The sequence below is a fragment of the Nocardioides lianchengensis genome (assembly GCF_900101465.1).
GTDB classification, from domain to species: Bacteria; Actinomycetota; Actinomycetes; order Propionibacteriales; family Nocardioidaceae; genus Nocardioides; species Nocardioides lianchengensis.
The window spans coordinates 234,248-243,730 of the sequence record NZ_FMZM01000010.1 but is presented as its reverse complement, the minus strand read 5'-3'; the positions used below and the strand labels follow the sequence as shown (position 1 = coordinate 243,730).

Annotated in this window: 11 protein-coding genes; 9 read left to right on the top strand and 2 right to left on the bottom strand. The window is 72.7% G+C overall.

Annotated features, from left to right (window positions below):
- Positions 1–630: phosphorylase family protein (locus BLT76_RS18745; protein ID WP_090859602.1), on the top strand; the 630-nt coding region annotated here is incomplete at its 5' end.
- Complete coding sequence (locus tag BLT76_RS18740) at positions 627–1,670, top strand: NAD-dependent epimerase/dehydratase family protein (RefSeq protein ID WP_090859600.1); 1,044 nt, start codon at positions 627–629, stop codon at positions 1,668–1,670. The genes BLT76_RS18745 and BLT76_RS18740, both read left to right, overlap by 4 nt.
- Here the strand turns inward: BLT76_RS18740 and BLT76_RS18735 are convergent, their stop codons facing one another.
- Complete coding sequence (locus BLT76_RS18735) at positions 1,671–3,017, bottom strand: hypothetical protein (protein ID WP_244509478.1); 1,347 nt, start codon at positions 3,015–3,017, stop codon at positions 1,671–1,673. It abuts the gene before it with no gap.
- A gap of 103 nt (positions 3,018–3,120) precedes the next feature.
- Between BLT76_RS18735 and BLT76_RS18730 the strand changes: the two genes are divergently transcribed.
- Genes BLT76_RS18730 through BLT76_RS18700 form a run of 7 tightly spaced genes read left to right on the top strand, consistent with a single transcriptional unit; the run spans position 3,121 to position 8,552 of the window.
- Positions 3,121–3,786: a glycosyltransferase family 2 protein gene (locus BLT76_RS18730; RefSeq protein WP_090859598.1), complete on the top strand. Its 666-nt coding sequence runs from the start codon at positions 3,121–3,123 to the stop codon at positions 3,784–3,786.
- Positions 3,783–4,463, top strand: a complete 681-nt coding sequence (locus BLT76_RS18725; protein ID WP_090859596.1) for a TIGR04282 family arsenosugar biosynthesis glycosyltransferase — start codon at positions 3,783–3,785, stop codon at positions 4,461–4,463. The genes BLT76_RS18730 and BLT76_RS18725 overlap by 4 nt, the downstream gene beginning before the upstream one ends.
- Entirely contained in the window at positions 4,460–5,101 is a 642-nt protein-coding gene (locus tag BLT76_RS18720) for a methyltransferase domain-containing protein (RefSeq protein WP_139175679.1), read from the top strand. The genes BLT76_RS18725 and BLT76_RS18720 overlap by 4 nt, the downstream gene beginning before the upstream one ends.
- A complete protein-coding gene (locus BLT76_RS18715; RefSeq protein ID WP_090859592.1) occupies positions 5,098–6,249 on the top strand; it encodes a molybdopterin-dependent oxidoreductase in 1,152 nt (383 codons plus the stop codon). The genes BLT76_RS18720 and BLT76_RS18715 overlap by 4 nt, the downstream gene beginning before the upstream one ends.
- Positions 6,246–6,704 (top strand): hypothetical protein, encoded by a 459-nt coding sequence (locus BLT76_RS18710; RefSeq protein WP_090859590.1) that lies wholly within the window; start codon positions 6,246–6,248, stop codon positions 6,702–6,704. The genes BLT76_RS18715 and BLT76_RS18710 overlap by 4 nt, the downstream gene beginning before the upstream one ends.
- A complete protein-coding gene (locus tag BLT76_RS18705) occupies positions 6,679–7,359 on the top strand; it encodes a response regulator transcription factor (RefSeq protein ID WP_090859588.1) in 681 nt (226 codons plus the stop codon). Before BLT76_RS18710 ends, BLT76_RS18705 begins: the two co-directional genes overlap by 26 nt.
- A gap of 38 nt (positions 7,360–7,397) precedes the next feature.
- Positions 7,398–8,552 (top strand): sensor histidine kinase, encoded by a 1,155-nt coding sequence (locus BLT76_RS18700; protein WP_090859586.1) that lies wholly within the window; start codon positions 7,398–7,400, stop codon positions 8,550–8,552.
- A gap of 94 nt (positions 8,553–8,646) precedes the next feature.
- Here the strand turns inward: BLT76_RS18700 and BLT76_RS18695 are convergent, their stop codons facing one another.
- The gene (locus BLT76_RS18695) at positions 8,647–9,327 is read right to left on the bottom strand and encodes a hypothetical protein (RefSeq protein WP_170867136.1); all 681 of its coding nucleotides are present in this window, start codon (positions 9,325–9,327) and stop codon (positions 8,647–8,649) included.
- Positions 9,328–9,483 lie beyond the last annotated feature (156 nt).

Sequence of the window (9,483 nt, the reverse complement as noted above, 5' to 3'; positions counted from 1 at the left end):
CACGAGCACCCTCCGCACGGGATCAACTACCGGGCGAACCTGTGGGCGCTGCGCTCGCTGGGCGTGGGCCAGGTGCTCGCTCCGTGCGCGGTCGGCGGCCTGTGCGCCGAGGTCGCGCCGGGTGACGTGGTCGTCCCCGACCAGCTCGTGGACCGCACGCACCGCCGGATCTCCAGCTACGTCGAGACCGGGGCCGTGCACCTGCCCTTCGCCGACCCGTACTGCCCGCGGGTGTCGCTGGCGGTCGCGGGCGCGGACCCGGAGGTGAAGGTCGGCGGGACCATGGTCGTGATCGAGGGGCCGCGGTTCTCCACGCGGGCCGAGTCGCGCCACTACGGCGCCCAGGGCTGGAGCCTGATCAACATGACCGGCGCCCCCGAGGCGGCGCTCGCCCGGGAGCTGCGGATGTGCTACTCGGCGATCGCCCTGGTCACCGACATGGACGCCGGGGTCGAGTCCGGCTCGGGGGTCGGCCAGGAGGAGGTCTTCGCGCTGTTCCGGCAGAACCTGGAGCGGCTGACGGGTCTGCTCACGACCACCATCGGCACCCTGCCCGACCCGGCGGGGTGCACCTGCTCGAGCTGGGCCGACGGCCTCGAACTCAGCTACGACGTCCCGGACCGGGCATGAAGATCCTGCTCACCGGCTCGGCCGGGTTCATCGGCACCGCCATCGGGACCGCGCTCGACGCGGAGGGCGACGAGGTCGTCCGGGTCGACGTGATGCTCGCCCAGGCCCACGGCGCGACCGACCCGCCGGAGGGCACCCACCGACTCGACGTCCGCGATGCCGCGGCCTGGGCCGAGCTCCTGGCCGGGGTCGACGTCGTCTGCCACCAGGCGGCCGTGGTCGGCGCGGGCGTGACGGTCGCCGACCTGCCGGCCTATGCGGCCCACAACGACCTCGGCACCGCAGCCCTGCTCGCGGCGATGCACGAGCAGGACGTCGACCGGTTGGTCGTCGCCTCCTCGATGGTCGTGTACGGCGAGGGCCGCTACGACTGCCCCGAGCACGGGCCGCAGTCCCCGCCGCCGCGGGAGCGGTCCGCCCTCGACGCGGGCGACTTCGAGAACCACTGCCCGGCCTGCGGACGGTCCCTGGCCTGGGAGGCCATCGACGAGGACGCCCGACTGGATCCGCGCAGCTCCTACGCGGCCAGCAAGCTGGCCCAGGAGCACTACACCTCGGCGTGGGTACGCCAGGCCGACGCTGCGGCCGTGGCGTTGCGCTACCACAACGTCTACGGGCCGGGGATGCCGCGCGACACGCCGTACTCGGGGGTTGCCGCGATGTTCCGCTCGTCGCTCGAGCGGGGCGAGCGCCCCCAGGTCTATGAGGACGGCGGGCAGATGCGTGACTTCGTCCACGTCGCCGATGTCGCCCGCGCGAACGTCACCGCCATCCGGGCGGTCGCCGCCGAACGAGAGGGTCGGTTCTCGGCCTACAACGTGGCCTCGGGGCACCCGGTGCCGATCCGCGAGGTGGCCGAGCTGGTCGCCGCCGGAACCGACCGCGACCTGACGCCCGAGGTCACCGGCGGCTACCGGCTCGGCGACGTACGGCACATCGTCGCCTCGCCCGCGCGTGCCGCTGCCGAGCTCGGCTTCACGGCGCAGGTGCCTCCCGACGAGGGGCTGCCGGCGTTCGCGACCGCCCCGCTGCGGGCCTGATCACCAGGACGTGTAGAGCAGCTGCTGCACGACCAGCGCGCTCAGCACCTGCAGACCGAGGCCCCACCGTCGCCAGCGCTCCGGCAGCAGCGCCGCCGACAGGGTCAGCCACGGGATGAACGGCAGCCAGATCCGCTCGACCTCGGCCTTGCTCATCCGGGACAGATCGGCGGCCACGATCGCTGCGGCCGCTCCCGCCACGAGCAGCAGCGCGGCTCGGTCGACCCGCCGCCACGCGGCACCTGCGTAGACCAGCGAGGCACCGAGGAGCGGTCCGGCGCTCACGGCGAGTGCGGCCAGGTTGCCCCACAGCCAGTACGACGCGGGCCGGTCTGCGGCGATGCCGTCCCAGTAGCGGTCGTGAAGAACGGGGTAGGCCTCCCACCAGGAGAAGCCGAGGGCGGCGAACAGCAGGACAGGGGCGAGGGCGGCCAGCACGGCGATCGGCAGCGGCCGCCAGGACCGGGCGGCAGTCAGGACGGCCAGGCAGACCAGTCCGAGCAGGGGGAGCCCGTAGGACATCAGCACCGACGCGCCGAGCACGAGTCCGGCGAGCACCGACCAGCCGATCCACGCAGGTCCGGTACGGGTGGCGGCGACCGCGAGGCAGGCGATGCCCCACGCGCCCACGGCTGCGAAGAGCGCGTCGGCCGAGACCGCCATGAAGACGGCGGCGGGGGTCAGGACGAGGAACGGCGCGGCGCGGCGGGCGACGACCTCCGAGCCGAGGGTGCGCAGGGTGGTCAGCACCGCCGGTGCCGTGGTCGCCGCCAGCACGATCACGACGAGGCCAGCCACGAGGTCCCCGCCGAGCCCGACCTTCACCAGACCCACGAAGAACAGCAGCGCCAGGGGCGGGTGCCCGGCCGGGTGCGTGGGCCAGTTGTTCGCGGCATCCATCGGGATCCGGGCGACGTAGCCGTCCAGGAGGGCAGGTACGTCGGTCACCTCCCGCGCGCTCGGCAGGTACTCGTAGTCGCTGCCGAGCACCCGGGAGATCCCGTCGGTCCCGTCGACGAGCGCCAGGGCGAGCAGCCAGACGACCGCGACGACGTACGAGACGAGCAGCAGGCGGCGCCAGGACAGCCGGCCGGCGAAGGCGCTGCCGTACCGCCAGCCCAGGACAGCCACCAGGACCGCCGGCAGGGTCCCGGGACCGAACAGCTTCGGTTCCCAGTAGCCGTGCAGGGGAGCCAGCTCGCCGTCGGCCCTGCTCCTGGGGGCGCGGGGCCACACGTCCCAGTCCCGGAGCGCCGGCACGGCGAACGCGGCGGCAACCAGCAACAGGCAGCCCACCAGACCGATCCACGGCACCCAGGGGCGCGGGACACGGGTCGGGGCGGTCACGGCCCCGACAGTAGGGGGCCGGTCCTCGCAGCTCAGGAGATGTCACCGGTTCGTAAGCAGCGCCCGCCGCTGGGAACAGGGCTGAACGGGCACTGTCGAGGACATGAACAGCCCGCCCGACTGTGACCTCGTCCTGCCCTGCCGCGACGAGGCGCCGGCGCTGGCCGCGCTGATCCCCGAGGTCCCCGCCGACTTCACCGTGATCGTGGTCGACAACGGGTCCCGTGACGGAACCGCCGACGTGGCGGCCCGACTCGGTGCCCGAGTGGTCGCCGAGGCCCAGCCCGGGTACGGCGCCGCCGTGCACGCGGGTCTGCGCGCCGCGACCTCGACGTACGTCGCCTTCATGGACGGTGACGGCTCGTTCGACCCCGCCGAGCTGCTGCCGTTGCTCGACGACGTCCGTTCCGGGCGCGCCGACATCGCCGTGGGCCGGCGCCGGCCCACCGGTCGGGGCACCTGGCCCTGGCACGCCCGCGCCGGCAACGCGCTGATCCTGGCCTGGCTGCGCCGACGGATCGGGGTCAGCGTCCACGACATCGCCCCGATGCGAGTCTGCCGTCGCGCCGACCTCCTCGCCCTCGGTGTCGAGGACCGACGCTTCGGCTACCCGGTCGAGCTGCTCCAGCGCGCGACGGTCGCCGGCTGGCGCTTCGCCGAGCACGACATCGCCTACCGTCCGCGCGCCGAGGGCACCCGCTCCAAGGTGTCCGGGTCGGTCGTGGGGACGGCGCGGGCGGCGCGCGACTTCTGGCGGGTGCTCGCATGAGCGGCCCACACCTGCTGGTGGTGGCCAAGGCGCCGGTCGCGGGTCGGGTCAAGACCCGGCTGGGAACCGACATCGGCATGGACGCTGCCGCCGACATCGCCGCCGCCGCCTTGCTCGACACGCTCGAGGCGTGCACGTCGTACGCCGGCCCGTCGCGCTGCCACCTCTCCCTCGACGGCGACCTCGCCGCGGCCGTCCGCGCCGACGAGCTCGTCCGGGCCGCGACCGGGTGGACGATCCGCCCGCAACGCGGTGACGACTTCGGGACCCGGCTCGCCCAGGCCCACGCCGACCTCGCGACCGGCCCGGTCCTCCAGGTCGGAATGGACACCCCGCAGCTCACCCCGGGCCTGCTGGCCGAGGTCGCTGCCGGTCTGGCCGAGCACGAGGCCGTGCTCGGGCCCGCTGCGGACGGCGGCTGGTGGGTCCTGGCGCTGCGCGACCCGCGGCACGCCTCAGCCCTGACCGACGTCCCCATGTCCACCGCGACCACCGGAGCCGACACCCGCGCCGCCTTGGCGGCACTCGGATTGAGCGTGGGCGCCGGACCGGAGCTGCGCGACGTCGACACCGTGACCGACGCGGACGCGGTCGCCGCCGGCGCACCCGACGGTCGCTTCGCCGCCGCGTGGTCCGCGCGGTCGGAGCGACCTGCCGGTACGGCGGTCCTGCGGTGACTCTGTCCGACAACTCCTTCAGCACCGTCTTCAGTCACGCGCTGCGAGGTGAGCCGTGCATCGTCAGCGGTCTCGGTGCCGAGGACGTGCCGCTGCCGGTTCGCGACTGGACCCGCGAGGCCGACGTCGACGACCTCGCCATGCTCGCCCTCTGCACCGGTCCGACCGTCGATGTCGGCTGTGGCCCCGGGCGGCTCACGGCAGCCCTGGCACAGGTCGGCCGGATCGTGCTGGGCATCGACGTCGTGCCGGAGGCCGTGGGCCAGACCCTGCGACGGGGTGGGTCGGCCCTCCATCGCGACGTCTTCGACCCGATCCCGGGGGAGGGGCGCTGGGAGAGCGCCCTGCTCGCCGACGGCAACGTCGGCATCGGCGGCGACCCGGAGGCCCTGCTGCGACGGGTCCGCGAGCTGGTCACCCCGCTCGGTCGGATCGTGGTCGAGGTCGCGCCGCCGGGCGTCGCCGACCAGCGCGTGTGGGCCACGATCGAGTGCGACGGAACCCGCAGCCGGCCCTTTCGCTGGGCAGTTGTCGGGATGGACGGCATCCACGCGCTCGCGGCCTCGGCCGGTCTCTCCGTGCAGGGAACCCACCGGCTCGGCGAGCGCTGGTGCGCGGTCCTCGAGGAGCGGATGTGAAAGCCCCCGCCGAAGGCGACTTCACCTCCCGGCTCCGGAGCGCAGCGGTAGCCGCGCGGGTCGGGCTCTGGCTCGGGGTCTGCGTGGCGATCGCGTTCGTCACCGGACTGATCAGCCACTACGCCCAGAACATCGACCACCCGATCCCGTTCCCCACCAGCCCCTCGTGGGGCTACCGGGTCACCCAGGGACTGCACGTCACCACCGGCACCGCCGCGGTCCCGCTGCTGCTGGTCAAGCTCTGGACGGTCTACCCCCGCCTCTTCGCGCGCCCTCCGCGGCGCCTGGGCCCCCTCCTGGTGGAGGTCCTCTCCCGCGGGTCGATCGGGGTCCTGGTCGCCACCATGGTCTTCCAGCTCGCCTCCGGGCTGGCGAACTCCGCCCAGTGGTACCCCTGGGCCTTCTCCTTCCGGACCACCCACTACGCCATCGCCTGGATCGTCGTCGGCTCCCTGGTCGTCCACATCGCGGTGAAGCTCCCGATCATCCGCGGCGCCCTCGGCGCCGACGTCGACGACACCACCTTCGACCGACCCGAGGCGACCCGGCCCGGCGTGCTGTCCCGCCGCGGCCTGCTCCGCAGCACCTGGGTGGCCACCGGCGTCGCCGTGCTCCTCACCGCAGGCAGCACGGTCCCGTTCCTGCGCCGCGTCTCGGTCTTCGGGGTCCGCTCCGGCGAAGGACCGCAGGGCATCCCGATCAACAAGTCGGCCGCCGCCGCGAAGGTCGCCCCGGCGGCCCTCAGCGCGTCATACCGCCTCGTCGTCGGGTACGACGGCCGCGAGGTGACGCTCTCCCGCAGCGATCTCCTCGCGCTGGAGCAGCGCGAGGAGGAGCTCCCGATCGCCTGCGTGGAGGGATGGAGCGCCAGCGGCCGCTGGTCCGGCGTCCGGCTGCGGGACCTGCTCGACCTCGTCGACGCCCCGGCGGGACGTGACGTGACGGTCACCTCCCTGCAGGAGAAGGGCCCCTACCGCGTCACCCACCTCCAGGGGAACTTCGCCGACGACGACCGCACCCTGCTGGCCCTGGGCCTCGACGATGAGACCCTCGCCCTCGACCACGGCTACCCGGCCCGGCTGATCGCCCCGAACCGACCCGGCGTCCTGCAGACCAAGTGGGTCGCCCGGCTGGAGGTCGACGCATGATCCGCGTCCGGGCCGGACTCGGTGCCCTCGGCGTCCTCGTCGGCGGGTACGGCGCCTGGGTGCTGCTGACCCGACAGGACCAGGACCAGCTGATCGGCGCCGCCACCTGGCTGGCCGCGGGCGTGGTCCTCCACGACTTCGTGCTCGCCCCCCTCGTGCTGCTGCTCCTGGCCCTCGGCGCACGCGTGCTACCCCGGCAGGTCCGGGCGCCTGCTGTCGTGGGACTGGTGGTCCTCGGGACGGCCACCCTGCTCGCCGTACCGGTTCTCGGCCGGTTCGGGGAGCGTCCCGACAACGCGACCCTGCTCGATCGCGACTACACCGCGGGCTGGCTGGTCGTCGCCGGCCTCACCCTCGTCGGTGTCACCGTCGGCACGTGGATCAGCCGGTCGAGGCACCGCACGACCGACGATCTCGACGGAGGTGAACGTGGCCCGGGTGCTGGTGGTCGATGACGACGCGACCGTGCGCGAGGTCGTCGCGACCTACCTGCGCGCCCACGACCACGAGGTCGAGGAGGTCGGGGACGGCGAGAGTGCCCTTCGCGCCATGGCTGCCCGGTCGGCCGACCTCGTCGTGCTCGACCTGATGCTGCCCGGGATCGACGGGCTGGAGGTCTACCGGAGGATCCGCGCTGAGCTCGACGTCCCGGTCGTGATGCTGACCGCGCGCGGCGGCGAGTCGGACCGGGTCGCCGGCCTCGAGATCGGGGCCGACGACTACGTCACCAAGCCCTTCAGCCCGCGAGAGCTCGCGTTGCGGGTGGATTCGGTCCTGCGTCGCAGCCTCGGCACGGGCACCACGCTCCCCGACGTGCTCACCGACGGAGACCTGGTCGTCGACCACCCGCGACGGACGGTCACCCGTGCCGGTCGACCACTGTCGCTCACCGGTCGCGAGTACGACCTGCTGCGATTCCTGCTCGCCCACCCCGGGACGACGTACTCCCGAGACGAGCTGCTCCAGCAGGTCTGGGGCTGGTCGGTCGGCGACGGGTCCACCGTCACGGTGCACGTGCGGCGCCTGCGCGAGAAGGTCGAGGAGGACCCCACCCGGCCGGACCGCCTGCGGACCGTCTGGGGCGTGGGGTACCTGTGGGAGAACAGGTGAGGAGCGCCCGGTGAGGAGCGTCAGGTGAGGACGGTGGCATGAGGACGGCCGACCGGATCGAGATCGTCGCGATCGCGGCCGTGTGCGCGCTGGCCGTGGGGCTGCTCGGACTGCTCGCGGCCTGGTTGCTCCGACGCCGGTCGGTGCGCTGGCAGGTGGGCCTCGTGGTCCTGGTGGCGGTCGCCGCGCCGTACCTCGGCATCAGCGTCGTGGCCGAGCGGATGCTCATCTCCCGGCACGACTTCACCGTCGTGACGTTCGTGGGTTCGGCTGCCGCTCTGGTCTCGTTGGCGGTCGCTCTCGCGCTGGGGGAGGCTGTCGCGCGCTGGTCGCGAAGTCTGCGCTCCGACGTACGACGGCTCGTCTCGGGCGACGCACCGGACGGTCAGGGAGTCCGGGGCCCGGCCGAGTTCCGCGAGCTCGCGGCCGAGCTCAAGCTCTCCCGCGCTAGGCTCGACGAGGCCCAGCAGCGCGAGCGTCAGCTCGAGGAGTCCCGACGCGATCTCGTCTCATGGGTCTCTCACGACCTACGCACCCCGCTCGCCGGCCTCCGCGCGATGACCGAGGCGCTCGAGGACGGGATGGCGCCCGACCCCGCGCGCTACCACCAGCAGGTACGCGCCGAGGTCGACCGGATGGCCCAGATGGTCGACGACCTCTTCGAGCTCTCGCGACTCGACGGCGGCGTGCTCCGGATCAACCCGGAGCCCGTTCTGCTCGGCGACCTGATCAGCGATGCCCTGGCCGGCGCCGACCAGGTCGCACGGGCCCGCAGCGTCCGTCTCGGCGGAACGGTCGAGGAGCACGTCCACCTGAGCGCCGACCCCGCCGGAATCTCACGAGCCCTGGCCAACCTCATCGCCAACGCCGTCCGGCACACGCCCTCCGAGGGACTAGTCCGCGTCGAGGGCCGCTCGAGCGCCGGACAGGTGGAGCTGAGCGTCACCGACCAGTGCGGTGGGATCGCGGACCAGGACCTGCATCGGGTCTTCGAGCGGGGCTGGCAGGGCGACGCCGCCCGCACACCCGCCCCAGCCTCCGCGGACGCGCTGCCGGGCAAGGGCGCAGGACTAGGACTGGCGATCGTCAAAGGCATCGTGGAAGCACATCGGGGCGAAGTTCTCGTCGAGAACCTCGCGCCGGCGACGGGGTGCCGGTTCGTCATTCGGCTGCCCCTGACGCCCACTCCCTGAACACCGACACGCGAAGCCCGGTTTGCACGGGTCCGGACACACGAAGGGCCCGGGCCGTCACCGGTCCGAGCCCTGCGCGCCCCCAACGGAAGGGCTACTTGGTGTTGACGGTGATCTTCGCGATCCCCACCAGCAGACCCGCCGCGACGGCGTCGGTCTTGAAGGTGTCGTTGAGGAGCGGGGCCGCGACGTCGGAGATCTTGACCTCGGTGCCCTCGAGGACAGCCGTGTCGCCCTCGGTGGCGAGGGGCTTGAGGGTGCGTCCGTCGAGCTGGAACAGGAACGCGTTGGTCACGGCGGTCTTACCGTTCACCGCGACGTCGCCGTAGACCCGCGAGACGCCGGGGTCGACGTTGAAGTTGGTCAGCTCCACGGTGGTGTCACCGGCGGTCAGCGACAGGCCCGAGTTCTCGTGCTGGATCTGGCCGATGACGTACGGCGAGACCTCGCCCGGGGTGAATACCGTGACGTTGCCGCCGGTGATCGGGAAGTCCAGGGCACCGTCGGTCAGCGTGGCGTCGCCGACGACACCCGGGGTCAGCTTCAGCTGGGTGAGGGCGTCCACGAAGCCCTGGTCGAGGGTGATCTGGGTGTCGCTGCCGGTGAGCGCATCGATCGCAGCGACCGGCTTGGGGGCCGAGGAGCTGGAGCTCGACGACGAGGAGCTGCTGTCCTCGCTGCCGCAGGCGCTCAGCGGAGCGGCGAGCAGGGCCACGGTGGCGATGGCGGCCAGGCCGCGCTTGGAGCGGGGCAGGGAGTTCTTGAAGTTACGCATGGTGAAACACATCCTCCGTTGGGTTTTTCATCCTTCGTACGAAAGTCATTCGCCACGACTGGCCCGACGGATTGGGGCATCGTGAGAAAAAGCAGATGCGTTATGCGTTCGTAACATTTCAATTTCATGCGCAGGGCAGGGCGTGATGTGCGTCTC

Coding starts and splice junctions, on each gene's coding strand:
- BLT76_RS18740 (WP_090859600.1), top strand. CDS start 627: ATGAAGATCCTGCTCACCGGCTCGGCCGGGTTCATCGGCACCGCCATC.
- BLT76_RS18725 (WP_090859596.1), top strand. CDS start 3,783: ATGAGCGGCCCACACCTGCTGGTGGTGGCCAAGGCGCCGGTCGCGGGT.
- BLT76_RS18695 (WP_170867136.1), bottom strand. CDS start 9,327: ATGCGTAACTTCAAGAACTCCCTGCCCCGCTCCAAGCGCGGCCTGGCC.
- BLT76_RS18700 (WP_090859586.1), top strand. CDS start 7,398: ATGAGGACGGCCGACCGGATCGAGATCGTCGCGATCGCGGCCGTGTGC.
- BLT76_RS18710 (WP_090859590.1), top strand. CDS start 6,246: ATGATCCGCGTCCGGGCCGGACTCGGTGCCCTCGGCGTCCTCGTCGGC.
- BLT76_RS18730 (WP_090859598.1), top strand. CDS start 3,121: ATGAACAGCCCGCCCGACTGTGACCTCGTCCTGCCCTGCCGCGACGAG.